Raw genomic sequence first — 26,075 nt, 5'->3', positions numbered from 1 at the left:
CTGCCCGCTATTAACAACGGGCAGTTTTTGTTTACCATGATTCGCTTACTGTAGAGATAACACTTTGGTGATTTGGGGCAGCTCTTCGATGGCAGATACAATCGTTGGTGTAATCTCTTCATCAGTCACAGAGATAAGCAGGGCATTCTTCCCTTTTTGCTCGCGGGATACATTCAACTTGGAAACATTGATTTGATACTCGGCCAGTTTTCGTGAGACATCATAAATCACGCCTGGATAGTCGATATGGCGAACCAACAATCCGTGGGCCCCTGGAGGTATGCGACACGCGCAGTAATTGATTTCACTGATGTACACTTCTCTCCAATCTTGCGCAAAGGTGTACTTGTTCGCTCCTACACGCAAAATCGCCAAATGATTCGCATATTCGCCAGAGCTGTGTTGGACAGGAATCTTTGTCCCGAGTCCTTCCACTAGCAATGTTGCGATTTCCTCTTTATTTTCATGAGCAAGAATACTTAATTGTGCACCCGCTAACTCTGGCTCGAGTCTTCGAATCAGTTCAGCAAGTTCACGCAATCCAGCATATTGGGTCATGTGATGCCTTCACTCTCCCAGTCAGGTTTATCCTTGTTTTTACGGCAGAATCCATGCTTCCGGCTCTTTCTTGATGGAGGATTCGTTATCAGCACGATACCAAGCCGTCAACGTTTGCCCATCTTTCGTATAGTAGATACGGTAGATGGTATTGCCTTTTCCGCCGTTGGTAAAAGGACTTTCCTCCAGCGGAACAGCTGTCACTCCATCCGCGTTTACAACCCCGCCGTTCTCCTTGATGACGTTTTGGATCGTCGCCATATGCTCTTTACCCATGGAGGCCATCCCGAAATAAGAGATGATCGCCAAGAGAACCGCTCCCGCCAAAAATGAAACGATAATCACTTTTGATTTTTTCGTAGCATCCACCGAGTGCTTCCCCCGTCTATCTTAGTTCTCTTTATCGACTAAGCGTACCTTGTCAATCGTACCTCCACCCAAGCACACTTCCCCATCGTAGAAGACAACAGCCTGACCAGGCGTGACTGCTTTTTGCGGCTGATCAAATACAACTTCTACGTTGCCATCCTCCAGCAGGTGAACGGTTACTCCCTGATCTGGCTGGCGATAACGGAATTTGGCTGTACAAGTAAACGTTTCGGATGGTTTCTTATCACTCACCCAGCTCACGTTGGTCGCCAAGAGACTCTTCGAGTACAGACGGATATGATCAGAGCCTTCGCCAACGATCAGGGCATTCCGTTCCAGATCCTTGTCTACAACAAACCAAGGCTGTCCGCTTGTACCATGACCTCCGCCAATCCCTAAGCCTTGTCGTTGACCCAATGTATAGTACATCAGCCCGTCGTGCGTACCGATGACTGCTCCATCTACGGTCTCGATATTTCCTGGTTTGGCTGGCAAATAGTTTTGCAGGAACTCGCGGAAGTTGCGCTCCCCAATAAAGCAGATCCCTGTACTGTCCTTCTTTTTCGCTGTATAGAGTCCAGCTTTTTCTGCGATCTCCCTTACTTGCGGTTTCGGGAGATGACCAATCGGGAACATCGTTTTGGAAAGCTGTTCTTGGCCCAATACATTCAAGAAGTAAGTCTGGTCCTTGTTGTTGTCAGCGCCACGAATCAGCTTGTACTCGCCATCAATGTACTTGACCTGCGCGTAATGGCCGGTAGCAATATAATCCGCCCCCAAATCCATCACCTTGGCGAGAAGCTCACCGAACTTGATTTCACGGTTGCACATGACATCCGGATTCGGTGTACGTCCCCGTTTATATTCATCCAAAAAATACTGGAATACCTTGTCCATGTATTCTTTTTCAAAGTTTACCGTGTAATATGGAATGCCGATCTGTTCACAGACGCGCCGGACATCCTGGAAGTCTTCTTCCGCCGTGCAGTGGCCGAATTCATCGGTATCATCCCAGTTTTTCATGAAGATGCCGATGACGTCATATCCCTGTTGCTTAAGCAGGTAAGCCGTCACGGAGGAGTCGACTCCGCCGGACATGCCGACAACGACGCGTGTATCTTCTGGTCGCTTCATAAGTCTTTCTCCTCTTATTCAATTTGTACCATTACAGATTACCATGTTTCGCAAAACAAATCATGTTTTGTTGCACTTTTGCCCGATAGAATGAAAAAACGCCTGACGCATCGTTGGCGCCAGACGTTTGGTAGCAAGGTTATGCCTGCGTAGATTCATCCTTGATTTCCGCGCGATATCCCTCGATGCTTTCTTCACGACGATGATTTTTCGCTTCGAGGTTTGCTTTTTCCTCTGCAGAAATCTCTCCAGCATGAGCCGTCAGGTAATCTTCGGACTCACGAATGTTCTCTTCCGTATTGGAAATCATCTGTTGGAGCTTTTCTGCGTTGTCAGAACGGTCATCCGGCTTCGCCATAATCGATACGCCTCCTACAAAGGGTTATATTCAACACCTTTACCATTGTGCGCCAATCATGGTTTCTTTATGTACCCGTGTTATAATAGAAGAAACGGATTAAACGAAAAAGAGGGTTTCACCTATGGCTTCCTTAGATTTGTTGGAAAGAAAGCTGCTTCGGATCATCTCTGATACCGATCCCGTCCGCCTGAAGCGACAATGGGTGAAGGGACAAAAGGTACCTGAATCCGAAGTGGAACAGCGTATGCGAATCGATCTTCTCTTGCGCAGACTCGACAAGCTACCTGAGGCCAAGCGTCAAGAAGTGCTTGCGCTACTCAAATGGTTTAAATGGTAGAGATTAGCGGATAGATGTTCCCAGACGCCACTGGCCGTCTATCCGATTCATTTGCTTTATATCCACGATCGCCTCTTGATTCAGCGGTCCATAGATGTGCGGATACAGCAATCCATCCTTCGCAGCCTCGTATTTGACTTCCGAAGTCGTTTCCGTTTCATCGACAACGAGTACATACAACTCCTCGCCAAACTGTGCGTAGACGCGGTTTGCTACCTTTTCAAGCAGCTCGTCCCCTTTTGTCGCGTGAATAAAGCCTTCTTGCTCGTAATCGCGCGGTAAGTAGTAGTCTTTGTCCATCCACTTTTCCCAATATGTTTTTGGTACCATACAGTAAATGATAGAGTCTTGCATGCTTCTCCCCCACATTCGATTATTTTTTGGGCATTGCTTTGTTCAGGTGACGCATAGCTTTATCATAGAACATTTGCTCCATTTGCCCCTGATCGTATCGCCATTGAATGAAGTTACGCAGAGAGTGCAAATCTACCCAGGCATCCTTCGCTTGCGGATTGCGGTCAGGTACCTCTCCCGTTATTTCACCCTCGTAGACAAGCTTCGCCATCTCAGTTGGGTGCATGCCGATCTGATAAGCGATTTGATGTAAAGCTATTTTCATGGAACCTCCCCTTGCTCTTCCAGGATACATCTTATCTTCCGTCTATTGTGCCAGTCTTTTCGAATGATGCCAAGCCCCTAGCCCTACTCCCAAAGCATGTACCTTCCTCCCTTGCGTTTTGCTACAATGAACAGAGTATTTTAAGGAAGGGGTGGTATTCCATCATGTCAAAACAACGAAATCAACCACAAAAGAAATGGTTCCAGCGAAAACGCATCTGGATTCCCCTTCTTTTCATCGCTTTCCTGTTTCTGAGTAACAGCTCTTATCTTGCAAAAGAGCCAGAAGGCGAGCCTTTTTTACTTGCTCACCGGGGAATGGCGCAAACCTTCCATATGGAGAACATCACCAACGAAACTTGTACGGCGGAACGGATTTATCCACCGGAGCATCCGTACCTGGAAAATACGATTCCGTCCATGCAGGCGGCTTTTGATGCAGGCGCGGACGTTGTTGAGCTCGATGTACAATGGACCAAAGACAATCGATTCGCTGTGTTTCATGACTGGACGCTCGACTGTCGGACAAATGGTACCGGGGTCACAAGAGATTATACCTTGGCCGAATTACAACAGCTCGACATTGGCTACCATTATACAGCGGATGATGGGAATACCTTCCCCTTCCGTGGAAAAGGGATAGGCATGATGCCCGCTCTCGATGATGTGCTACAAACATTCCCTAATCGCTCGCTGCTTATCCATATCAAAAGCAATGATCCACTCGAGGGGAAAGCGTTGGCGGATGTTTTGGCGACGTTGCCAGCAAAACGACTGGCACAGCTCTCTGTTTATGGCGGTGACGAGCCTATCGAGACCTTGAAACAACAACTGCCCCAACTGCGTGTGATGTCTATGGCGACAATGAAAAGCTGCCTGATCCCGTACATCGCTGCAGGTTGGTCCGGATATGTACCACAAGCCTGTGCACAAACCCAGCTACATATTCCTGATCAGATTGCCCCATGGCTCTGGGGTTGGCCGAATCGGTTCATGGCAAGAATGGAAGCAAAAGACACCCGCGTGATCCTAGTCGCAGGCAGTGGCGAGGTGTCACAAGGCTTTGATGTCCCGAATGATTTAAAACGGGTGCCTGAAAGTTTTACAGGTGGAATATGGACGAACCGGATCGATCTGATCGGTCCAGCTTTTCACGAAAACGTACAAAAATAATGAAACAGTTCTCCAACATATTCGTATATACTTATACGAAATAGACTTCAAACCTAACTAGGAGTGATTGATATGCTCAAGAAGCTTTTAAAAAATTTACTCGGTAATCACTCATCTTCGCATAAGCACCGGAAATACAGCAGCAGCGATTACAAACATCGTAGAAAGTACAGCTCCAGCAATCGGTACGGACATTCCCATTACGGCAGCTCTCATTATAAAAGAAAGCGCTCCAGCCGTAGCTTCTTCAGCAGTTAAACAAATGTTTAACACAATTGATCAGACAACAAAACTCCGCTAACCGCAAGCGGAGTTTTTTCATTTAACGAGACATGATTTCTACGAAACGATCCAGTGGCAATGCATGTACGGTTCTGTTTTTCTGACCTTGCATCGTTTCCGCCATCAACATGGAGTTCAGAATCGCTTCCTTGACCCCTTCGATCGCTGCTTCAAACAGTGCATCCAGTTGTTCGGACGGAAACATTTTCACTGTGCTCATTTGCTCGTCGCCATATGAATAGCAATTTCCTGTGGAGAAGGTCAGAAAGAAATCACCGCTGCCCTCCTCACCTATCGCGCCGAGTTGTGCCATCGCGAGTGACGCTCGCTTGGAAATGCGCTTGCATTGTGTCGGCAAGAGAGGCGCGTCTGTCGCAATTGTGACTAAAAAAGAACCATCATTTTCAGGCGTTACCCACGGCAAAGGAACTTCATTCTCGGAGATCAGCTGGCCCACGGGAATACCATTCACATTCAAATCCTGTCTTCTGCCAAAATTCGTCTGCACCAATGTCCCGACAGTAAAAGTACCACATTCAGTCTCGACGATGCGTGAAGAGGTTCCGATTCCTCCCTTGAATTCGAAGCAGATCATCCCGGTACCTCCGCCCACATTGCCTTCCTCGACATGTCCTGTACGAGCCTCTACAATCGCTTCTTCCAAATCTTCATACTGAATCTGCGTCTTTTCGAGATCACTTAACCAACCATCCCATGTCTCCGCGACGATTCCGTTAGAAAACGGTTCAAGTCCCTCGATTTTTCTCGTCGCACGAGCAAGATGATGGTGTGCCAACCCTAGCAGATGGCTTCCCGTAAACACGATGGGTGTCACCAGCGTACCCGTCTCTTCTATCCAGTGACTTCCCGTAAACTCTCCCGTACCGTTAAAGGAGAAAAAGCCAGCAGGAAAATGCTGCCCCTCCAAATATCCGTCGTTGGGAACGATCACCGTGACACCCGAACAAACGTCTTCCTTGTTAATTGTTTTGTGTCCGACCCTCACTCCTTTTACATCCGTAATTGCATTATACGCACCTGGGATCCCCGTCCCAATCAATATGCCACATTCTCTCGCTCGTTTTCTCGTCATGTTACGCTCCTGTCATTTTGAATCTTCCCATAATAATGGTGTTGTAGTAATTGCCATCAGAAAGAACTTTGTCGTTTTTGAGTACCCCTTCGATTTCAAAACCAAACCGTTTGTATAGCTCGATTGCCTTCTCATTCGTTTCCATCACATTCAACGTCATTTTGGTAATGTGGTTGGCATCTGCCCAGGCAACCGATTCTTGCAAGAGATTCTTCCCGATGCCATAACCCCAGAAATCTTGTGATACGCAAACACCAAACTCTACTTTGTGCGCAAATCTGTTTAAGTAAACACCTGCACATCTGGAAAACCCGACAATTCGATCTTGAACAACAGCCACTAAAAACAAATTTCTTGGACTCTCTGCATCCGTTTTGATGATGTCTTCGAATCCTTGCACATCGATGAAAGCCTCTCCTCTTTCTCTGTCCAAATTTTCAGTCTCCCCATCGATTTGCAGTCGAAGGTCCGACAACTGTTGTGCATCTGTTTCCATTGCAGAGCGAATCGTGTAGGATAACCCGTTCACAGAAAGTAGTCGCTGGCTAATTATCATTATTTTTCTCCTATTGGTAAAATTTAGGTCTTTTATTTTATCATAGGTAGAAGTTTTTGTGAATCTTCTCGCTTCCTAAAGAGAAAGGAAACCACAATGTGTTTACATAACATTTATTATGTTCATTTATGCGCCAAACTGTGGATATGCTACAATAAGGAAAAGGAGCGTGCTCGTATGAATTTTTCTAAATCATTTTATTATACGGTCAACCATTCCAAGGTAGAAGAATATAAGAAGATGCTCGATTTAATGAAAATCCCCTACATCGTGGAAGCACCGATCGTTTTGCTGAATCAAGGAGCGAATGAATACTCCTTTGTTTTTCCTAACATGCCAGGTCGTCTTTATGGAATGGTGAGCAAGTTGTTTCAAGCGGATGCGAAGCCATATCCGAAGAAAGGTACATAAGAAAAAAAGACCCAATCATTGGGTCAAAAAAGGAAGTGGAGAGAATGCAGTCGATTTTCATGTAAGGTCTCCGTACATACCCCTATGCATGTACACTGATAATTTTCTCCATCTCGATCCATTGACTCCCCGTTTGGTTCGCTAATTGAACACGTCTCGCCTTCGGGTCTACCCATTTGACCACACCCCACATGCTGCATGTATTCCCCCGCTCCCCCTCAAAGGACACACACCAGCTCACATTTAAGGGATAATTCTCTCTACCCGAATCTCGCAGCATGTACATAAATGCCTCTCTTTCTTCGTGCGTTACTTCAAGATTGCCGTTAGCCACGCTTTTCCACCCGCCTACTTACGAACATTTGGATCAAATCCTCATCTTGTGTGGGAAATTGTACTTACATTATAGTGAGTACGAACATAAGTTCGCAACTCTTTTTTTAGCCACTCCTATCGCCATGTAAGTAGGTAGCTCAGGTTGTACCAAGAAAAAAGCCGTTTTCCCAGTGGTTTTGGAAAACGGCTCTTCCTTTTAGCTTGATAGTTCCTGTGGTTGAGGTTGCGGTCTTTTCTCGACCAGCTCCAAAAACTTTCCGAAGGTAGAAGCGAGTATTTGCTGAAAAAGCATACCGAGAACAACCGGAAGAGCAACAGGCGCTGGAAAGTACGTGATCGCCATTACTGCCCCTGCACTAATGTTTCGCATTCCACTGTTAAACGTTAACGTAACAATCACATCGCGCTCCCACCCGAACAGCTTTGCGATCCCCCACCCCATCAAATAACCTAAAATGGCTACTACCAGTACAAGGACTGCCATTCCCACCAGTTTAGCGTCCAACATATGAAAGTAAGACGAAACCATCGAGCTGTTGATCGCGACGACAACACCCATTCCCATCTTCGAAAAGGGCGCTAATTTGGGTGCCAACGTTTTTTTGACGTTCCCTTTTGACAAATGATTGAGCAGCATACCAACTAGCGAAGGCAACACGATCATATAAAATAAACCCTTCATCAGTTCTGCCAAATCCATCTCGACGGTTGCCCCTAAAAACAAGGACATCCCCAACGGAACAATCAATGGTGAGAGCATCGTATCCAACAATATAATAGAGAGCGTCAGGGCGATGTTCCCGAAATAAATCGATGACCACAAAAAGCTCGTGATCCCTGTGGGAATTAAGGCCGCCAGCAAAAAGCCCGTGATGACATGGATATCATCTGGATAAAACAACCGAGCCATTGACCAGGCAACAAGCGGCATAAGTGCATGAAGAATCAACAAGTTGACAATTAAAGGGAGTGGTCTGGTCAGTACCTTTGCAAATTCTTTAAATCCTGAACCCAGACTGCCGGTAAATGTCATGAAGGCAAACACCCAAGGAGACAAAAAAGCAAACGGTTGCAAATGTGTCCCTGCTATTACGCCAATAGCAACACTACTCGGCGTTAGTATGGGCATGATTTTCTCAAGAAATCGATTCAGTTTGGCTAACCCATTCATTTGATACACCTCAAGTCTCGTCCTTTGATGCTAGTGATGTGAGGTATGTTATCATGAACAGATTATCGTTACAAGACCAAAGTTCATTATTAGATTGCATACGCATCATTTTATTCGCATTTTCACCTTGCATACTTTCGCGCATGCGAGTAAAGCCTATGACGGAAAGGAGGTATTTTATGAACGGAATGGATTGGGTAGAGTTTATCCGAAAAACCGAAGATAAGATGTATCACCTCCATCGAGCGATAGATGGAATCTGTAATGATCCCGACTATAAGGAATCCATTACGACCTTGACGGAAGTGGTAAGAGATTATCAAGTCCTTGTGGAAAAAGCCAAGGGCGAATTACGCGGCATCGATCTCCATCGAGATCGAGAGCGCGCTCATCATTACGATCGTGATCACTACTAGCTGATATAGACTCCCAAACAGGGAGTCCTTCTTTGTTCATTGATTACAGAACCTTTATTTTCTATTCATCATTCTGTCAAATCAAACGACAAAAACCTCACTCTACCCATGCAGTGTGTGAGGTTTGGGAAATCGGCTAGCCCTTCATTTTCTTTTCAATTTCTTTTAAGGATTTCTTCTTCTGGCATGCCTCTTTTACATCGGTTGGCCACCGTTCGTCACTCAGCCTTTGCAAATCTTTTAACAATCGCTTGTCAGCTGTCACATGAATATTGGCATCTGGGAAGGCCTCTTTTAATTTCTTTCCGACTTCTTTTTGAATCGATTCCAGCTTGAACCGATTAAAATTCGTTACTTGAATAGCCACATCGAGCTCTTTATCGATCTGCACAACCACGATTTTGTCTATGCCCTTCACGCTAGCCGTAATCGATCTCGCTCGCTCTTCCCATTGATAATGTCTGACGGGAACAGGCATGCACAACGGCTCCGCTTCCGCTTTTTGCTTCGTTTCTGTACCAGATTTCTTCGTTTCCGTACCTGATTGCTTGGTACATCCCGTTACGGTTAAAGCAAAAGCCAGTGTCAGCACCACGAAAGTTGCGCGCACACAAAACACCTCCTGACCAAGATCACCTGTTACTAGCTTGACCTTGAACGGAGGAAGTATGTAAAAAAAAAGCGGTGACTCCTCTGCATAATTTGAGTCACCGCGGACCCCAAGAACATTTCAAGTCCTATGTACAAGGATATTAAAAATCGCATCGAAACGCGATAGGAGATAACTGGATATGAATCGGAACAAAAAAAATCCCAACCAGCAAAAAAGTGGTTGGGGCGTACGGGGTAGTACGCGTATGTCATACGTGAATGATATAATCATATAGGACTTGTTTTCTGTTGACAACGATCAATAATAGGTACATTTACCTATAGATGGAACAAAAAAATGGCGCCGACTTTGACTGCCTCAATTAGTCGGACGCGTAAAATAGAATCCCCAAGGTTGGATTATACTAGTTAGCTTGGATTACTTTTCTATTATCATGAAAATTCAGCGTTTACGCTATGCGAAAATAATGGTAACAGGTGAAAATCTTACCTATAAAGCTTGATCGACCATACAATCCCTCCGCTGAAGTGTGTTAATTGTTACAAAAAAGCCAGCCAGAAGTTGCTAATCGTGTTATGATATCCCTGTAAATTCTTGAGGAGTTGAGACCATGAATAGAGAGCAATGGACAGCAGTCGATCACTATTTTACGGATAAACTACTGGAAGCCGATTCCGTTCTAGACACAGTTCTTCAAGAGAACGCAGCTGCAGGTCTTCCAGCTATTGATGTAGCACCCAATCAAGGTAAATTCCTTCATCTGTTAGCACGGATTCAAGGCGCTCGTTCGATTTTGGAAATTGGCACTCTCGGTGGATACAGTACCATCTGGCTAGCCCGCGCACTTCCTGCGGACGGTCGTCTCATTACTCTTGAATATGATCCAAAGCATGCAGAAGTTGCACAAGCGAACATTACCCGCGCAGGACTGGATCAGATCGTAGAAGTGAAGGTTGGCCTTGCCTTGGATTCTCTCATCCAACTGCACAAAGAAAATCAAGGGCCTTTTGATCTTATTTTTATTGATGCAGATAAAAAAGGAAACCCCGACTATTTTCAATGGGCATTAAAGCTCTCTCGCAAAGGTACTGTGATTATCACGGATAACGTTGTACGAAGTGGTCAAGTCGTGGACGAAACAAGCACGGATCCCAATATTGTCGGCGTACGTCAATTCACCGATTTGGTAGCTGAAGAAAAGCGTGTCAGTGGAACCGTTGTACAGACAGTTGGCAGCAAGGGCTATGATGGCTTTGCGATCATGCTTGTCACTGAGGAGAACTAGTTTTTTCACTTTCAAAGGTTGTAACGAGTAGGAGTGTGTACATCTTGTTTAGGCTTGATTTACCTAGCATTATGCTCATCGCTAATGTCATTTTGGTTCTCACGGTACTGTCGTTGATTATCAAAGTGTTGGTGAAGAGAGAGTAGCTGATGTATTTGGAGGTGCTTTTCCTTGGAGCCATTATGTGATCAGTCCCTTACTTTGCGAGAAGTAACAGAGGCAGATCTCCCTATATTTTTCACCCAGCAATTGGACAAATCCGCTCATGAGATGGCTGCTTTTACTGTCAAGGATCCTGAAGATAAGGACGGTTTCATCGCTCATTGGACAAGGATTTTGAACAATGATTCGATTGTGAAAAGAGCTATTCTCTTGAATGGGCAGATTGTTGGTAATGTTTCGTGCTTTGAGCTGTTTGGCTTACCTACAATTGGATACTGGATAGACAAAAGCTTTTGGGGCAAAGGAATCGCGACAAATGCACTTACTCTCTTTTTAGAGGAACTCGAACTACGTCCTGTATATGCGCGAGTCGCCCATGACAACATCGGCTCCATTCGTGTGTTAGAAAAAAACGGTTTTCAGCCTTTCGGTGTAGATCGGGCATTTTCAGAAGCACGAAGCGAAGAAGTGGAAGAACTCATTCTGATCAAACACACATGAGATCCGAAGCGCTTACCTTAAGCGCTTCCCCTCTTTCTATCCAGCGATCATTTCAAAATCGAAAGGGATCTTCTATGCAAGAAACGATATCTAACCTGCACCTAGAAACCGAACGCCTCATCATTCGTCCGTACGCAGAAGCTGATTTAATGGAATCTTTTGAACTCATGCAAAGCCCAGAGTTGTTTACCTACCTGCCCATGGCCGTTATGCCTCTGGAAAACTACAAGCGTTTGTTTCACTGGCTACGAGGCAGCTATGACACCCCTTTTGACCAGCCTTTTAAATATTCTGTGGCCATACGCGAAAAGGCTACTGGCAGGTTCATTGGCTGGTGTGGTGTTGGCGTTCTCGATTTTCTTGCTCCGGAAAAAGAGCTCTATTATTTAATCGGACGAGATTATTGGGGGAACGGCTACGCTTTTGAAGCTGCCTCCGCTCTTACTGCGTACGCATTTGATGTAATCGGATTGGATCGATTGTACGCAAAAGCACACCCAGACAATAAAGCATCGGTGCGCATCATCGAGCGGCTCGGTTTTTCGTTTGAACGCGTCTTAGAAGGCTTGACTTGGGACGATGAAGAGTGCAATGGTGAGTGGTTGTATGTTTTGACGAAATAATCAAGAAAAAATGGGGCTTGTTCCGTCAATGACTTCCCAGATCTTGGATGACCGGTGATGGACCCGTCCGGAGCATCGTACAGTTCGAAACCAACTCGACTGTTTCGAAAAGCATTCGTCAAAATCTTCCTACATGTGCTATAATAGAAGTACAGTTTTTTCTTACCGAATTTTCGGATCACCCACACAATTGAATGCGGTAGTTCCTAAGATGATCTCCTGAATTAATCAGGATCATCTTTTTTGTTTTTTCTAGTACACATCACATGACGAAAGGTTGTAGATGATATGAATACTTTGCCTTGCCAAGGCTGTAAAGGATTGTGCTGTGGGCCTGTTCCCGTAACAGAAAAGGAAGTTAAAATGATACACAAGAAATTGAAAGCGCTTCCAAATAAACTCCGTGACGATCTAAAAAATCAACCGAGAATGTTTGGGACTTGCATCTTCTACGACATGCAAAACGATCAGTGTGGCATTCATAGCGTTCGACCGGAAGTGTGTCGCGCCTTTGGATATCACAAAGACCTTGTCTGTTTTCGTAAACCGGAATTGGCGAAAAAAGCAGCGCTGACCTTCAAGGAGAAACCGATTGGGTACTTGAGTATTGATTTTACGTGGAAGCATTTTTAAGGATATGGAGCAAATCATGGAACTCAACTGAATATTAATGTTATAGACTGCCTCATTGAACTATATTCCTCTTTACCCTCTACACTTGGTACGCGAAAAAAATGCCGAGGAAGGCAGCATCCCTTCATCCGCCAACGGTAGTGTATAAGAAGGAGGCAAATTATGTTGAGGAAGAGTACAAATGCAGGTAGAAGGTCTGCAATAATGACTGGGGTGTTATTAATAGCCGGATTGATTACGGGTATATGTAGTGTTGTACCTGTAATAGATGGAGCAGACTACCTTGTCATGGCTTCTCCAAATGAGAACCAGGTACTACTAGGAGCGTTTTTCCAATTGTTAATGATTGTTGCCTATGTTGGTATTCCTCTTTTGATGTATCCCTTGTTAAGTAAGCACCATAAAGGGTTAGCTCTAGGATCTGTTGCTTTTGGCATCATTGCGGGTGTGTTTATTATTCTTGGTGTAATCATTCTTCTGTTGCTATTGACAGTAAGCCACGAGTTTGCAAAAATCGGAACTTTGCATGTATCGTATTTTCAGACTCTGGGTGGATTGTTACGGGAAGGACGTGATTTGGTGAACCATGTGGCAACGACACTGGCATTCGCGTTGGCCATGCTCTTGTTCACCTGCGTATTTTATCAAACACAATTAGTTCCACGTTGGTTGTCAGTTTGGGGTCTTATCGGATCTACATTGTCTATATTGGCTAGCTTATTATTTATGATTCGCTTCATCGGTCTGGATACAACCTATATGATGTTGAACATTCCAATAGCCTTTCAACAATTGGTTTTGGCTATATGGTTAATCATAAAAGGATTCACCCCATCGGTACGGGATTCTGTATCCTAATAAAAATGAAAAGCAATTTCCCCTAAAAACAGCCGCGGTGTAGAACACTTTGCTATGTTCTACACCGCGACTGCCTTATCTATTTTTGTCAGTTGACCTTTTGCTCTACTATCCGTTCCAACTGCTTAAGCTTGAAATGCTTTTTTCAATGCTTCCAGACCATCTGAATAGATTCCGTGGAACAGCTTGATAGCCTCATCGTCGCTAACCCCTACCGGTGTAAATTCGCCAGACCATTCCACCAGCGTTCCGTTGCCACCATTCTCACGAACATGGATCGTCGATTCATAATTGGTCACAGGAAAGGGTGCTTGCATAATGGAGTAGGTGTAATGACGCTCTTTTTCATTAAAGCCCACCAGGCGCTCTATAATCACATCACCATCCGGGTTTTCCAACCGACGCACCCGTCCCCCTTCGCTCATTTCGCTACTTGGGATATAAGGAAGCCAGTCCGGTAGTGAGTTAAATCCACCGATCAATTTCCACACTTGATCAGGAGAAGCAGAGATTTTAATCGTTGCCATTGTGTTTGCCATGTTAATTACCCCTTTTTTCGTTAGATTGGTAGTGGAGCGTCTTGCGCCACCAGTTTTTGTTCACGCATTTCCTGCCAGAAGGCTGCAGGAATCACTTCGTTCATCGCAGCTACGTCCTCCGTGATTCGATCCGGGCGACTCGCACCAGGGATGACGGCAGCAACTGCTGGGTTTGCAAGCACAAATTGCAGCGCAGCAGCCTTGACGCTAATGTTGTGACGATTGGCAATCGCTTTGATGCGATCGACTTTTGCCATGATTTCAGGCGATGCTTTCTGATACTCGAAGTGGGTACCTCCGGCCAATACACCTGAGCTGTACGGCCCTCCAGCAATAATCTTGGCATTCATTTTTGCGGCGTTTGGCATCACGCGTTGCAAAGCTCGGTCATGATCAAGCAGGGAGTAGCGACCAGCCATCAAGAAGGCATCCGGCTGTGCTTCATCCAATGCCATCGCGATCTCGATTGGTTCTACACGGTTTACCCCGAGGCCCCACGACGTAATGACACCTTCCTCACGCAACCGAGTCAGGGCACGAAAGGCACCTTTTCGCGCAGTTTCAAAGTGAGAGAGCCACTCGTCGCCATAGAAGTCCTGTGCGATATCATGCACGTAGACGATGTCCAGGCGATCGGTCTGCAACCGTTTCAGGCTGTCCTCGATCGAGCGAAGCGTACCGTCTTCACTGTAGTCCACGTGGATCTTATTTTTGCGACCATATTCGAACAGTCCGCCTTTTTCACCCAAGTCACGCAAGGTTGGATCTTCCAGTTCATCCAGGATGATACGCCCAACTTTCGTACTCAACACATACTCGTCACGCGGACGTTTCGCAAGGGCTTCACCCAGGCGAAGCTCGGCCAAGCCGGCACCATAGAATGGGGCAGAATCAAAGTAACGGACGCCATTCTCCCAAGCAGCATCGACGGTAGCCAGTGCTTCTTCTTCCGGGATGTTGCGGAACATATTACCCAGCGGAGCCGTACCAAAACCAAGTTGTTTCTTCTGCAAAATGTTCTTCATATATGAATTCCTCCTAAAGAAGTGAGTATATTTCGTATCGATGACATCCTTTGAACGATACAATCGTCTTCTTCAAAGGTGATGATCATCTTGAGACTCATTATGTGATATAGCCTCATCAAAGAAAAGAACGCACTTTTTAGTACAGTAGGAACCTGGAAGTAACCATTTTCTACGATGGTTGGGGTTCGAATGAAACGAAATCTCTGATGATAACAATGTTTTAGTCTGATCCAATAAAAGAAAAAGCGTCAGTGTAAGACCTAATAAAGTCTTACACTGACGCTGATGTTGTTTAACGAAAGAACCCGTTTTTATGGTGCATCACCTATTGTCGTTCCCCTTTACTCCACACTTACCAAAACGCGCTCCAACGCATCCAACGCCTGTTCTGCATCGATACCATCCGCAGTCAAGACGACTGATTGTCCTTTCGACACAGCGAGGGACATGACGCCGATGATACTCTTGGCATTCACCTTCTTCTCCTCCTTGTTCAATCCGATTTCACTGGAAAAAGATGCTGCTACTTTCACAAACAAAGTAGCCGGACGCGCGTGTAATCCCTGTGCCAACTGGACGATGACCTGTCTCTCTCTCATCTGATTCACTCCTATCCCTTTCTCGTAAAATAGCTACAGGCCTTCTATAGCCGTCAGCAGTTCTTCTACCTGATCCAAACGAGTCAATCCCGTTTCCTTGTCGACGATCGATGTATAAATGTGTGGGATCACCTGCTTGGCACCAGCTGCAAGGCACACCTCCACAATCGGTCGAATCGAAGCAGCATCGATCCCCCCAGTCGGCTCAAAAACGGGAATCCCGTAACGTACGGCTGCTTCTGCCATCGCCTTGATTTCATTCAGCCTTTCCAACCCGTCGACTGGATAAAATTTGACCGAGTGTACGCCAATCTCCGCCAGCATCGCGGCGGCTGCATCGCAAGAGAGCAATTCTGGCAATTTGTTACTCATTGGTCCCGTGGTGACTTGAACCTTTCCTGGTTGCCCACCGGGGGCAATTAATGCATTCACGATCGTATGTGAGTTGCCGACTGCCTGTAGACCGCCGAGCGTATAGCCTGCTGCCGGAAATACTTGATTGACGTGATCCGGTTGAGTCTGCACCGCGACTTCAGCGACCTTTTTCCATTGCGTAGGATCACCTGCGCCCAGCCCTACAGACACGGGTACACCTGCTTGCTGGTATTGTTCAACAGCCGTTATTGCTGCTTCTACGGACGCAAATCCTTTGACCATGATCCCGATCAGAGCGCGGCCGTCAGCCACGGCACATACTTGTTTTGCGTTTTCTACATCCCGTGCCAAAACGTTTAAACGAATTTTTTGTGTGCCCACTTTTGTTATTCTCCTTCTCCCTGTTTTTGCAGCAGTTCCTTCATTCGTGCTGCAATGATGTGTTCTTGCCCTTCATGAAACGGTCGTGGATCAAAGGCGATCACACCCGTATTCACATAATGGTTACGGGTAAAAATAGCTGGATTTCCTTGCTCGAGTTGGCGTGTAAGCTCGCGAGCCGTCATTCCCGTCACTCGTTCGTCAAGCTGAACTTGCACACGATAAATCTCCCTGCCAGCCTCATCCTGTGCGATCCCTGCTTTCACACCAGCCAAGCTGTTCAGTTCTCCTGCCAGCCACTCCACTCGCCTGCGCTGCTCGGTAACATTTTGCTTTTCGGGATCGTACTGTCCAAGCGCTGCAAGTAAACCCGCAATGGCTTCCTTTCCTACCTTCATGGCGCGACCAACGCCTTTATATTGCGCGCGACATGCGGCAACCAGATCGGCACGACCTGCGATAAACCCAGACGTGGGGCCTCCGATGGCTTTTCCACCACTGTAGATGACGAGATCGGCCCCCATCGCCACGTAACGCCGCAGATCCTCCTCCGCCGCTGCGTCTACAATGACAGGAAGTCCAAACTCCCGACCGAGTTGAATCATCGTGTCTAACGACTGCATCCCTTTTTGAATCGCATGGTGAGATTTGACATAGAGCAGTGCTGCGGTCTGATCATCAATGGCTTCTCGCAAATGGTCTGCTTCTACGTGATTGGCATGCCCGACCTCTACGACTTTCCCTCCGCCCAGTGCAATCATCTGTTGAACGGAAGCACCGAAATGCACGGCGTGTCCTTTTTGGATGATGATCTTGTTATTCATCCCTTCGGAAAAAGGAAGCCGCTCGATCAAACTCAGATGGCAACCAGCTATGACAGCCGCTGCACTAATGGCAATGCCCGCAGCTGCTCCAGAGGTAGGACAACCATCTTCTGCCCCGGTCGCCTCTGCGACATGACGACCCGCCACAATCATCAGCTCGCTGATTTCTACATAATCCATGGCGGCTTCTCCCATGGCCTGTGCGATAGAAGGATGGACGGCACTCGCACCCAATGCCGTCATCTTACCGCTTGCGTTAATGACTTGCTTCAACCCTAGCTGCTGATAGATTCCCATGGTTTACGCATCCCTCCTGTAAAAACGGCTTCGCTCTTCCCTCATTGTGTCGGGATCGGGAAAATGGCGCCGAGGATCATAGCCCCGATAATCGCACCACCCGCAATTGGTTTGTTGTAATAGTAGAAAATCGCTGCTCCAACTGTTGCACCGAGTCCAACTGGAATCGAAGCCATAATCGCTGAAATAATGATCAATGGACCTAAGTAACGACCTGCTGCGTTTCCGGCTCCCATCATGACATCGGCACCAAAGGTGGAGTTCGACGCGTTGATCGTATACTTCCGAATCAAAATAATCACGGTACCAATGATAAAGCCCAAGAGCGCACCTGTCGCCAACGCCAAAGGAAAAGAAGTCAACGGAGCTGTAAAGCCCGCTCCCAGCATCAACGCTGGAACGCCAATCCCAATACCGGTTTGCAACGAGCCTCCAATATCGAGAATCCCAACCAACGGTCCCTCCAAAATACGTGCAAACAAAAAGCTCGCACCAAACGCGGCAGCCGCACCATATCCGCCCCCCTTGATCCCCGCCTCGAGCATCGCAACGATGGCGATATCGTTAAAGGCCCCGACATGATACACATAGTAAAGATGAGTACCCGCAAAGATTCCTGAAGCCAAGCACGCCACAAAAAGGGGAAATGCCCATTCTGAATACCAAAACCCTTTTGCCTGCAATTCACCCATTACTTTTTCACCACCGATCCGAATGTTTCGTGTAGCTCTATCAACCACTGTGGAATTTCCACGTACATACTCTTCAAGAGCGCGACATCAAAACCGCGGAAGAAGCCACTGAATACAAACAAAAGAATGACTGCAATAAACATGGATTTGGTAATTTTGTTCCAACCACTGTCATCCAAACCTTTACCGATCAAAATCCCCAAGACGATTCCAGGCACTGCATTCCCCATGACCAAGTGCGACAATCCCCCCAAGACCGTTCCCCAAATCCCCGTCCGTTTGCCTGCATCCATCGCCGCCATCCAGAACACAATCGGCATAATCGGGTTGATCAACCAGTTCGCAGCCGGGACCAGTACCTTCGTCGCTACGAGCTGCATCGATTCGGGAATTGCCGTTGCAGTGGAATTCAACACAGTGACCACAACGACACCGACTGCTGCTCCGGCAATCGCCATTTGTTTCGGATTGTGCAACGTTTCTGCGACATTCTTGTTGCGCCAGAGCAACAATGCCGCCGCCCAGTTCGGGATGACGCGATGATCGACATCTTGCGTCAATGCACCCGCACCAACAACAGACGCCCATGCGTTAAACAAAAAGCCAAGACCAAATGAAAAGTGGGAAATGGGATCGCCAGCACATGCGTTCAGCTCTCCAAAAGTCCGGAATGCTCCCATGCCTTGGACATTGGGTGCATGGAACATCCTCGCTGCCCCCGCACCAACCCCGAAGCCGACCAATGCCCCGATGACGATCGACTTCAACACAATCATCAATGTAACCATAAAGCTACCCCCTGTCTGCTTCTATCGCTGACGAACCAACTGCCCCATACCCGCTGTCGTCTCGGTCTGCTGCCGAAACGTTATGTTTTCTACCTGGACCAGACCCAACCTCACTTGAATATCTACGGTGATGTCATACCGCATCCGTTTACGGGGGAAAAGCAAACCCAAAAATCGCTCATGCTTCACAATTTCTGTCGCAGACACAATGGAAACCCCTACAGGTTCGATTCGCACGACCAAATCATTCGTTTGTCTGGCCACTACATGCTTGATTTGGGAAAAAATCTTGGTAAAGGCTCCTTCTTTCGTATCGCCACTGCCGGATAATCGAAAGGTCTGCGTCGTCTCCGTGTACATGAATTACTTCCCTCCCAGCTTGATGTATTCTTCCACCATGCGTCTGCCCAGCTCTTCTGTGTCCATGAAGCCAAAACCAATCACTTTGTTGCCACTACGCAAGGCAGTAACCCCAGCATCTATTGAGCGCAAGCCGTACTCGACTGGAAAACCATACTTGGTCTTGGCTGTCAGTGCCCCAGCCCCACCACTTCCGCAAAAAGACAGCCCGAAGTCTGCACTCTCACTGACCATAACATCCCCTACCTTCATATCCGCACCAACACCTGGAATGACGATCGCGGTTCCACCAGCAGCTTCGATTCCTTTTGCGATGTTCTGTCCTTTTCCGAGACGATCCCCAATCACGATTTTTACCTTAGACATATGCAAAACCTCCCTATATTTACAGCAATGTTTTAAGTTGGCCCCATCTGCATAGCACGGATCGCTTCAAAATGAACCGCCAATAGAAACGCCTCTGTATCATCTACCTGCCACGGCCCCTTTTCTTCCGCGAGGACTTTGTGCGAGAGCCTAACCATATCGGGATGAATTTCGGCGAATAACTCCACTTCAATCACAGGCAGCTTTTCACCGTTTGTCATCCGGCGTACAAACGCCAGCACATGAGCCCCAATGGCCAGCCAGCGATCTCGCGGTATATGAATTTCCATGAGACGAAACTCCTCTTCAATTTTCCGGAGAATTCGTCTGCATTCAGAAATTTCAGATATATATTCATGTTTTGTCTCAGCCAGTTCCTTGAGAATGTCATCAATCATTTGCATGTCAGTACCCTTCCAGAAGTAATCGCTTGATAAGCCACTACTCTTTGCATTGTCTCCATCGTTTCTTGTTCACTGTCCGTCAAAATTGTCCGCTCTTTTTTGAGCTGCAAAATGGATACGTCCGCGCATGCCCCTACTTTCAACGTCCCGATCTCGTTTTCCAACCCGAGAATTCGTGCGGGCGCATACGTACTCGCCGCGATCACTTCATCGAACGCATAGCCCATAGCGAGAAACTTCGTGAGTGTGTGCGTCAGGCTGTGCACAGGACCATCGATGTTACGCTGGTGAACATCCGTGCTAATGACATGTGGTGTAATACCCTGGGCCTGCGCATGACGCAATGTTTGGAAGCTAAAGCTCGCTTCGCCGTGCCCGATGTCGAGTAAGACTCCCCGCTCCAATGCGTCTTGTGCCTCTGGAATCAACTCGCCTCGTTCGTCGAACATCCCTCCTTTTTTCCCATGAAACGCATGTGTCACCACGTCTCCTCGGTCTAGCAGAGGCAATATTTCCGTGAGTTTTGGCGGAGCGTTTCCGATATGCACCATTATGGGTACGCCCGCTTCCCTCGCCGCTTCCTTGGCTACGAGCAAGGGTTGAAGCCCGTTTTGCTTGACAACAGAACCGCTCATGCGGGCTTTTATTCCTCGTATTATCGGCTGTTTTCTGATAAGGGCTACCGTTTCTCTCGGGGTTAACCGCGACATGTCTGCGAGCTCCCCACCACCTGTGCACAAGCCATCCCCTGAAATGTTCAGAAATGCCAGAACACGAGTAACAGAAGGGTGCACTGCTTCTTCAAGAAAAGCATCGAACGACCATAGCCCGACACTGCCAGCATCTACTACGGTTGTCACTCCTTGCTCGACCCCGACCCGATCCGCGGCTATGCCCAAACTCGTCTTTGTCGGAAAAACGTGAGCGTGCAGATCGATCAAACCGGGCGTCACCACATATCCCTCTGCCTCGATCGTCTCCTTGCTTTCCAGATACATCCCTTGATCGTCGGTTGTCTTCCCTTTCTCATACAACCCAACGATTCGCCCTTCCCGAATAGCAATATCATAGTCCCCGTTCAAGTTCTGGGAAGGATCAATGACCCGTCCGTTACGTATGAGTAGATCCACTGTCACTCTCTACCGTCCCCTTTCCTGAAAAATAGCGCATGATGGCCGTCACTTCACTAGACGGAACTTGGAGGTTTGACTCAGCCAACAATTGGTTCAGCTTTTCACGCCATGCCTTCCATTCTTTTGATTCTGCCTCAGCCAACGATTCCCACTCCTCCTGATAGGGTGAACCAAAAGCTAATCGATTCACCATCAGCAGCAGGTGCAGCGTCAGTCCACTTGCCGTCTGTTCCGTTACGTACTCACGAAAAGCAGTCACGATTTTTTGACTGATTTCATACCCTTTGCAGATGACATCCTGAGACAGCCTCTCCACCACTGGCAAATCTGATGGATTGAGATCAGTAGCCAGCGTGGGAAACCAAGCTTCCTTGCGACCATTCATAGTCTGCTGTCGAACTCCTCCCTCCACTTGCAAGGTTTCCAGACAATTCTGAATCTGGTTGATATCTTGGCGCGTTGGAAGAGGACTGACGATCACAACAGGCACCTCGGCTTTGATCGGCAGAACACTGATGATGACATCCACGCGACGACTCGCCAAATACTTTTCTACCTCTGTGCTGGAGCACAGGCCTACGACCCGAAGTGAACGCAATTCGCTTTCGAGGTACGTTTTCAAAAACCGAGAAGTCCCTCTGCCTGTTCCGCAAACAACGAGCGCATCTGCCTTTTTCTGCTCCAGCCAGCGATCATATCCCGCTTGGAAATGCAGGACAAAGTAAGCAATGTCTGCATCGAGCCAATAGACCCCGCGCTGCCAAAACACTTCTTCGCAAGAGCGTTTGACTGCATCAAACATGCGTGCGTATGAACGGCGAATCTCCTCTGTCAGTGGATTCGCAAAAAGAACTCCCTGGCGATAACGGTTCAAACTGTCATCCAGGTGAGCAAAAAGCAGTCTCATCAGCTCCTGATCCTCGTGCAACGGTGCCAGCATCCGGTTACTAACCGCTTCCGTCAGTTCTTTGGTTGCCTGGAAAACGTCCAAAACAATCCTCCCTGCTCGCGCCTCTCTTGGCACATGTTCGGTCCCTAACAGCGGAAGGCACGCATACGCAATCTCGTGTTCGGGAATATCGACGTGCAATCGCTGACATAATGCTCGAACCTCGTGTGAAAACAGCTCGTATCCGCTCCAATGCCTCGCTTCCCCCAGCTCGGCATCATCCGCCGTGACCAATTGACCTCGTTGTACACGATGGACGACAATGCATAAGCGAATCAGTAAACTAATCAGTGCTCGGTCTGCCAGCGTCTCCGCAGCAGCATTCATCCATGCTTTGATGCTGTGAATAATCCCCCCTAATTCTGCACGGCTGATCAGCCACTTCTCCAACAACGGACCCGTTCTCGCTTCTTGTCCATTTTCTAAAAACATCCCCTGTACCATCCGATACATGTCGATTCCATCCAACAGATCGTGAATCAAGTTTTCGAGGGCATACCGCTTGTGTCGCTCACTCCCGTCTACGCGCACACCGTACCTTTGCTTCGTGACGAGCTCGAGACGCCAGCCATCGAGCAGCTTTTCCGCGTCCTTCACATCGGCAACGACGGTATTGCGACTAACCCCCATATGGTCGGCCAAATCGTTCATTCGCTGATACCCTTCCGACAGCAAAAGAATGAACAAAAAATGCTTGACCCGATCCTTTTGCGGCAGAATAAGCGTCTTGCTGTCATCCCTTTGCAAATTTTCCTTCAAAGCATTTCGATGCTCTTGTTCTTCCGTGATCCACAGCCCTTTATTCGGTTGAGAATGGAGGATGACATTTCGTTCCTTTAACCATTGCCTGACGTTATCCAGATCGTACTTGACGGTGCGTTCGCTTACCTGGAAATCGCGCGCGACGTCCTTAATTTTCAGCGGATAGTAGCTGTCGAGTATCACCTTCAGTAATGCATGGGAACGTGTGGTTAAAAAGACCATTCCTTTCTCCTTTCCATAAAAAGCTGTGTCCTTGCTTGAGATTTATTATAGAAAACGCTTTCTCGGTGGTAAAGAACGATTCCTTTCCCCATCAATCGTGCAATTTTTGTAATTATCAGTTCGATTCGACAGCAACCTTCCATTCTGGTCGCTTGATAGGTTTGTGGGCTGATGGAAGCTCTCATAAAAAAGGTCCGCAACGTAAGGTTACGGACCTGTACTTGTAGGAGGTGCTTACAGGATTCCTCCCAAGCTCGCACCTTTGACAAACAATCGTTCGATATTTTTCTCGACAGTTGGATCTGGTACCAATGGCGGTGCTTGATGGGGCTTGGTTCGGGCATCAATAATCAGATTATCGCAGCCCCAATGCTTGTTCTCGTAGTAGCTGTTCACGCCATAAATGTCGTGGGATGGATTGCTTCGTGTGAAGGTTGCCCACATAAAGTTTTGTAGCGACGCGCTCATGAAGGTACTGTCATCACAAAGGATAATCATCGGGCAAGACGGGATCGGCCCTCTTGCTTGAATCGCGTCACACAGATTCTGCAATTGCTGCTGGGCGTTTGCGTAATCGGTAAAAGCAGGGCCTTGAATCGACACCACACCTGGCATAATCAGGCGAGCATTCTCAAACTCTCGCAAATCCTTCAGTTCATCCGGCACCTCTTTGCACAGCTCTCGTTTTTGATCGCCGTAAGCTGCGAGGACAACCTTACTGCCGCTGTTTAAGCCCGTTCCCGAATAATCCAGCGTATCAATGGTCGTGTTCGTATAAAAATGAACATCGCGATGCAGATCGATTCTCTCCAAAATATAGGTCATAAAATCAACTTCATCATGCGTCGTCAACGGTCGGTTTTCTTCGGCGGTAATGAATAAATACTTGGCTAAGCTCAATTGGCCAGTCCCTAAAATGCGATTGGCAATCGTGAGCATCTCCGTCGGCTGCTTGACTTGTTGATATGGCGTATAGCGCTCGCTTCCGATGGCAAACAACAGCGGATGTACACCAGCCGCATCGACTGCGTGGACTTCTTTTACACCCGGGATTTCTTGTTTGATTGCGTCGCCCGTTAACTCGTGGATCAACTGACCAAACGATGTATCTTCTTGTGGAGGACGGCCTACAACCGTGAATGGCCAGATGGCATTCGGCTTGGCGTACACTTTCTTTACTTTCATCACAGGGAATGGATGAATCAAACTGTAATAACCCAGATGGTCACCAAATGGTCCTTCTGGTTTCGTATCTCCAGGATAAATATCTCCTGTGATGACAAAATCCGCATCATTGCTTATGCAGTAACCATCGATATAGCTGTAGTGAAAACGGCGCCCAGATAGCAAACCTGCAAAAGTAATTTCGCTCAAGCCTTCTGGCAACGGCATAACAGCCGATAAAGTATGGGCAGGCGGCCCGCCAACGAAACAGCTTACTTTCAGCGGCATACCCATTTTGGTCGCTTTGGCTTGGTGGACACCGATCCCACGATGGATTTGATAGTGCAAGCCAATTTCTTTGTTTACTTCATACTCATTACCTGTCAACTGCACACGGTACATACCCAAATTGGAATTCATGATTCCAGGCTTGTCCGGATCTTCCGAATAGATTTGGGGCAGCGTGACAAAAGCTCCACCATCCATCGGCCAGCTTTGGATCAGTGGAAGGTCGGTTATACTGATTTCCTGTGCCGTTACTGGCATGCTAGTGGACTTTTTTGCAGGCAATGCTTTCAGAGCAGCAAAGCCGTTCTCGATATTTTTAAATGGCTGCTTTAGCGCTTTCATCGGATCATTGCGCATAGCGATGATATTTTCAGCGGCTTGCCAGGTGCTTCTGAAAATAAACTTGCTGCGCTCGATTGTGCCAAATAAATTGGATACCGCGCGAAATTTTGAGCCTTTTACATTTTCAAACAGCAATGCTGGTCCGCCCGCTTCGTAGACCTTCAAGTGAATCGCGGCCATTTCTAAGTAGGGATCTACTTCTTCCCGGATACGGACCAAATGTCCGTGCCTTTCCAAGTCAAGGATGCACTCTTCTAAATTCTGATACATATCTATAGGGCTCCAATCACTAGATTCTAGATTTACCTGTAGATCAATACCTTCTCATCATACAGGAAAGATCCTACAAATTCACGATACCCTTCCGCACAATTTCTTGAAGCTCGCTCCATTCTCTGATTTCGTACGTCGGCTGAATGCTCGTCTGATTTTCCATGCCAAAAGGATTGAACCAGCACGTATCAATCCCGTATTGGGCTCCCCCTTGTATATCAGAGGTCAGGGAATCTCCCACCATCAATACGTTCGCCTTGTCCGTCCATTGCAATTTGGAAAACGCGTAGTCAAAAATTTCTCGATCGGGCTTTTTGTAGCCGACCTCTTCGGAAATAATCAGATGCTCAAAAGAGTTGGAAAGCGGTGAAGCGGCGATTCTTGCTGTTTGCACAGAGGCGAACCCATTCGTAATGATCGCCAAACGGCAATCCTCCAAACTGTTGCACAATTCAACCGCTCCCGGTACCAAATGCACTTCTTTGCCCAAGGATTCGAGATAGGCGCTGCCGAACGCCTCAGCATCGACGTCTAGCTGAACAGCTTTGAAAAGTCTACGAAATCTTTCTATGCCCAGCTCTGCTAGAGTGATCCGCCCCTTTTCTAAATCCTCCCACAATCCTTTACTGATCTCTTTGTAAGCCGCTCCATAATCAGACGATCCCGTAGCAAGTCCAAACTGGGAAAACGTCTTTTGCAAAGCATTTGCTTCTGTCTTTTTGAAATCAAGAAGTGTATCATCTACATCGAATAATATGACTTGATAGCGCATGGCAACCTCCAGAAAACTTTATTGATC

General features: G+C 47.2%; 35 protein-coding genes. 10 read left to right on the top strand and 25 right to left on the bottom strand.

Translation table 11 applies throughout. The features are described 5' to 3' along the window. Nucleotides 1-45 precede the first annotated feature (45 nt). From HPY31_RS22140 to tlp, 4 genes are all read right to left on the bottom strand, one after another. Complete coding sequence (locus HPY31_RS22140; protein WP_015891430.1) at nt 46-558, bottom strand: ACT domain-containing protein; 513 nt, start codon at nt 556-558, stop codon at nt 46-48. Between the two features lie 39 nt (nt 559-597). Then, on the bottom strand, nt 598-927 hold the full coding sequence (locus HPY31_RS22135; RefSeq protein WP_016743597.1) for a hypothetical protein: 330 nt from the start codon (nt 925-927) through the stop codon (nt 598-600). Between the two features lie 21 nt (nt 928-948). After that, nucleotides 949-2,061, bottom strand: a complete 1,113-nt coding sequence (gene mnmA / locus HPY31_RS22130) for a tRNA 2-thiouridine(34) synthase MnmA (RefSeq protein ID WP_064199254.1) — start codon at nt 2,059-2,061, stop codon at nt 949-951. Nucleotides 2,062-2,200: 139 nt separating this feature from the next. Then, nucleotides 2,201-2,419 (bottom strand): small acid-soluble spore protein Tlp, encoded by a 219-nt coding sequence (gene tlp / locus HPY31_RS22125; RefSeq protein WP_015891433.1) that lies wholly within the window; start codon nt 2,417-2,419, stop codon nt 2,201-2,203. A gap of 124 nt (nt 2,420-2,543) precedes the next feature. On the opposite strand from tlp, the gene HPY31_RS22120 reads away from it, so the two are divergent. Continuing rightward, nucleotides 2,544-2,759 (top strand): hypothetical protein, encoded by a 216-nt coding sequence (locus HPY31_RS22120; RefSeq protein ID WP_016743595.1) that lies wholly within the window; start codon nt 2,544-2,546, stop codon nt 2,757-2,759. Nucleotides 2,760-2,762: 3 nt separating this feature from the next. Here the strand turns inward: HPY31_RS22120 and HPY31_RS22115 are convergent, their stop codons facing one another. Together HPY31_RS22115 and HPY31_RS22110 are read right to left on the bottom strand one after the other, a co-directional pair. Then, on the bottom strand, nt 2,763-3,113 hold the full coding sequence (locus HPY31_RS22115) for a DUF952 domain-containing protein (RefSeq protein ID WP_172142475.1): 351 nt from the start codon (nt 3,111-3,113) through the stop codon (nt 2,763-2,765). Between the two features lie 19 nt (nt 3,114-3,132). Then, complete coding sequence (locus HPY31_RS22110) at nt 3,133-3,378, bottom strand: hypothetical protein (protein ID WP_172142474.1); 246 nt, start codon at nt 3,376-3,378, stop codon at nt 3,133-3,135. Between the two features lie 164 nt (nt 3,379-3,542). On the opposite strand from HPY31_RS22110, the gene HPY31_RS22105 reads away from it, so the two are divergent. Further along, nucleotides 3,543-4,550: a glycerophosphodiester phosphodiesterase family protein gene (locus tag HPY31_RS22105; RefSeq protein ID WP_172142473.1), complete on the top strand. Its 1,008-nt coding sequence runs from the start codon at nt 3,543-3,545 to the stop codon at nt 4,548-4,550. Between the two features lie 72 nt (nt 4,551-4,622). Beyond that, nucleotides 4,623-4,808: a hypothetical protein gene (locus HPY31_RS22100; RefSeq protein WP_015891438.1), complete on the top strand. Its 186-nt coding sequence runs from the start codon at nt 4,623-4,625 to the stop codon at nt 4,806-4,808. A 64-nt stretch (nt 4,809-4,872) separates the two neighbouring features. On the opposite strand, the gene HPY31_RS22095 is transcribed toward HPY31_RS22100, so the two are convergent. After that, a complete protein-coding gene (locus tag HPY31_RS22095; protein ID WP_172142472.1) occupies nt 4,873-5,925 on the bottom strand; it encodes a P1 family peptidase in 1,053 nt (350 codons plus the stop codon). A gap of 1 nt (nt 5,926) precedes the next feature. Continuing rightward, nucleotides 5,927-6,481 carry a GNAT family N-acetyltransferase gene (locus tag HPY31_RS22090; RefSeq protein ID WP_172142471.1) on the bottom strand — a complete coding sequence of 185 codons (555 nt, stop codon included), beginning with the start codon at nt 6,479-6,481 and terminating at the stop codon, nt 5,927-5,929. A gap of 177 nt (nt 6,482-6,658) precedes the next feature. Here HPY31_RS22090 and HPY31_RS22085 point away from each other — a divergent pair, with 177 nt between their 5' ends. Beyond that, a complete protein-coding gene (locus tag HPY31_RS22085; protein WP_172142470.1) occupies nt 6,659-6,892 on the top strand; it encodes a hypothetical protein in 234 nt (77 codons plus the stop codon). Between the two features lie 82 nt (nt 6,893-6,974). Here the strand turns inward: HPY31_RS22085 and HPY31_RS22080 are convergent, their stop codons facing one another. Both HPY31_RS22080 and HPY31_RS22075 read right to left on the bottom strand, forming a co-directional pair. After that, nucleotides 6,975-7,226, bottom strand: a complete 252-nt coding sequence (locus HPY31_RS22080) for a YolD-like family protein (protein WP_172142469.1) — start codon at nt 7,224-7,226, stop codon at nt 6,975-6,977. Nucleotides 7,227-7,424: 198 nt separating this feature from the next. Next, nucleotides 7,425-8,399 carry a bile acid:sodium symporter family protein gene (locus tag HPY31_RS22075; RefSeq protein WP_172142468.1) on the bottom strand — a complete coding sequence of 325 codons (975 nt, stop codon included), beginning with the start codon at nt 8,397-8,399 and terminating at the stop codon, nt 7,425-7,427. A gap of 179 nt (nt 8,400-8,578) precedes the next feature. Between HPY31_RS22075 and HPY31_RS22070 the strand changes: the two genes are divergently transcribed. Beyond that, nucleotides 8,579-8,815: a hypothetical protein gene (locus HPY31_RS22070; RefSeq protein WP_016743588.1), complete on the top strand. Its 237-nt coding sequence runs from the start codon at nt 8,579-8,581 to the stop codon at nt 8,813-8,815. A 136-nt stretch (nt 8,816-8,951) separates the two neighbouring features. Here HPY31_RS22070 and HPY31_RS22065 read toward each other — a convergent pair whose 3' ends face one another. Further along, nucleotides 8,952-9,425, bottom strand: a complete 474-nt coding sequence (locus HPY31_RS22065) for a YhcN/YlaJ family sporulation lipoprotein (protein ID WP_087349986.1) — start codon at nt 9,423-9,425, stop codon at nt 8,952-8,954. 613 nt (nt 9,426-10,038) lie between these two features. Between HPY31_RS22065 and HPY31_RS22060 the strand changes: the two genes are divergently transcribed. From HPY31_RS22060 to HPY31_RS22040, 5 genes are all read left to right on the top strand, one after another. Beyond that, a complete protein-coding gene (locus tag HPY31_RS22060; RefSeq protein ID WP_172142467.1) occupies nt 10,039-10,713 on the top strand; it encodes an O-methyltransferase in 675 nt (224 codons plus the stop codon). Between the two features lie 171 nt (nt 10,714-10,884). Beyond that, complete coding sequence (locus HPY31_RS22055) at nt 10,885-11,376, top strand: GNAT family N-acetyltransferase (RefSeq protein ID WP_172142466.1); 492 nt, start codon at nt 10,885-10,887, stop codon at nt 11,374-11,376. 74 nt (nt 11,377-11,450) lie between these two features. Next, a complete protein-coding gene (locus HPY31_RS22050; protein WP_172142465.1) occupies nt 11,451-11,999 on the top strand; it encodes a GNAT family N-acetyltransferase in 549 nt (182 codons plus the stop codon). Between the two features lie 288 nt (nt 12,000-12,287). Beyond that, nucleotides 12,288-12,632 (top strand): YkgJ family cysteine cluster protein, encoded by a 345-nt coding sequence (locus HPY31_RS22045; RefSeq protein WP_172142464.1) that lies wholly within the window; start codon nt 12,288-12,290, stop codon nt 12,630-12,632. 162 nt (nt 12,633-12,794) lie between these two features. Next, nucleotides 12,795-13,490, top strand: coding sequence for a DUF4386 domain-containing protein (locus tag HPY31_RS22040; RefSeq protein ID WP_172142463.1), 696 nt, complete (start codon nt 12,795-12,797; stop codon nt 13,488-13,490). A gap of 125 nt (nt 13,491-13,615) precedes the next feature. Here HPY31_RS22040 and HPY31_RS22035 read toward each other — a convergent pair whose 3' ends face one another. The 14 genes from HPY31_RS22035 to HPY31_RS21970 all read right to left on the bottom strand — a co-directional run bounded on the left by HPY31_RS22035 (nt 13,616) and on the right by HPY31_RS21970 (nt 26,048). Continuing rightward, nucleotides 13,616-14,029: an SRPBCC family protein gene (locus HPY31_RS22035; RefSeq protein ID WP_172142462.1), complete on the bottom strand. Its 414-nt coding sequence runs from the start codon at nt 14,027-14,029 to the stop codon at nt 13,616-13,618. A gap of 20 nt (nt 14,030-14,049) precedes the next feature. After that, a complete protein-coding gene (locus HPY31_RS22030; RefSeq protein ID WP_172142461.1) occupies nt 14,050-15,054 on the bottom strand; it encodes an aldo/keto reductase in 1,005 nt (334 codons plus the stop codon). Between the two features lie 344 nt (nt 15,055-15,398). After that, complete coding sequence (locus HPY31_RS22025) at nt 15,399-15,656, bottom strand: HPr family phosphocarrier protein (protein WP_172142460.1); 258 nt, start codon at nt 15,654-15,656, stop codon at nt 15,399-15,401. A gap of 33 nt (nt 15,657-15,689) precedes the next feature. Next, entirely contained in the window at nt 15,690-16,412 is a 723-nt protein-coding gene (locus HPY31_RS22020; protein WP_172142459.1) for a KDGP aldolase, read from the bottom strand. A gap of 5 nt (nt 16,413-16,417) precedes the next feature. Further along, entirely contained in the window at nt 16,418-17,533 is a 1,116-nt protein-coding gene (locus HPY31_RS22015) for a DgaE family pyridoxal phosphate-dependent ammonia lyase (protein ID WP_172142458.1), read from the bottom strand. A 41-nt stretch (nt 17,534-17,574) separates the two neighbouring features. Continuing rightward, the gene (locus tag HPY31_RS22010) at nt 17,575-18,225 is read right to left on the bottom strand and encodes a DUF4310 family protein (protein ID WP_172142457.1); all 651 of its coding nucleotides are present in this window, start codon (nt 18,223-18,225) and stop codon (nt 17,575-17,577) included. Beyond that, nucleotides 18,225-19,013 carry a DUF4311 domain-containing protein gene (locus tag HPY31_RS22005; protein ID WP_015891458.1) on the bottom strand — a complete coding sequence of 263 codons (789 nt, stop codon included), beginning with the start codon at nt 19,011-19,013 and terminating at the stop codon, nt 18,225-18,227. Before HPY31_RS22005 ends, HPY31_RS22010 begins: the two co-directional genes overlap by 1 nt. 21 nt (nt 19,014-19,034) lie before the next feature. Beyond that, on the bottom strand, nt 19,035-19,373 hold the full coding sequence (locus HPY31_RS22000; RefSeq protein ID WP_172142456.1) for a DUF4312 family protein: 339 nt from the start codon (nt 19,371-19,373) through the stop codon (nt 19,035-19,037). Nucleotides 19,374-19,376: 3 nt separating this feature from the next. Continuing rightward, the gene (locus tag HPY31_RS21995) at nt 19,377-19,739 is read right to left on the bottom strand and encodes a glycine-rich SFCGS family protein (protein WP_172142455.1); all 363 of its coding nucleotides are present in this window, start codon (nt 19,737-19,739) and stop codon (nt 19,377-19,379) included. A 32-nt stretch (nt 19,740-19,771) separates the two neighbouring features. Beyond that, nucleotides 19,772-20,029: a hypothetical protein gene (locus HPY31_RS21990; protein WP_253901899.1), complete on the bottom strand. Its 258-nt coding sequence runs from the start codon at nt 20,027-20,029 to the stop codon at nt 19,772-19,774. Between the two features lie 104 nt (nt 20,030-20,133). Continuing rightward, nucleotides 20,134-21,279, bottom strand: coding sequence for an amidohydrolase/deacetylase family metallohydrolase (locus tag HPY31_RS21985; RefSeq protein WP_172142453.1), 1,146 nt, complete (start codon nt 21,277-21,279; stop codon nt 20,134-20,136). Beyond that, nucleotides 21,254-23,209, bottom strand: a complete 1,956-nt coding sequence (locus tag HPY31_RS21980) for a BglG family transcription antiterminator (protein ID WP_172142452.1) — start codon at nt 23,207-23,209, stop codon at nt 21,254-21,256. The genes HPY31_RS21985 and HPY31_RS21980 overlap by 26 nt, the downstream gene beginning before the upstream one ends. A 234-nt stretch (nt 23,210-23,443) precedes the next feature. Further along, nucleotides 23,444-25,273, bottom strand: a complete 1,830-nt coding sequence (locus tag HPY31_RS21975) for a UbiD family decarboxylase (RefSeq protein ID WP_016743564.1) — start codon at nt 25,271-25,273, stop codon at nt 23,444-23,446. Nucleotides 25,274-25,346: 73 nt separating this feature from the next. Beyond that, nucleotides 25,347-26,048 (bottom strand): YjjG family noncanonical pyrimidine nucleotidase, encoded by a 702-nt coding sequence (locus tag HPY31_RS21970; RefSeq protein ID WP_172142451.1) that lies wholly within the window; start codon nt 26,046-26,048, stop codon nt 25,347-25,349. Nucleotides 26,049-26,075: the final 27 nt, after the last annotated feature.

This window comes from Brevibacillus sp. HB1.3, assembly GCF_013186635.1.
Lineage (GTDB): Bacteria > Bacillota > Bacilli > Brevibacillales > Brevibacillaceae > Brevibacillus > Brevibacillus brevis_D.
Note: the sequence above shows the minus strand (reverse complement) of the source record. Positions and strands in the feature narration are given on the sequence as shown.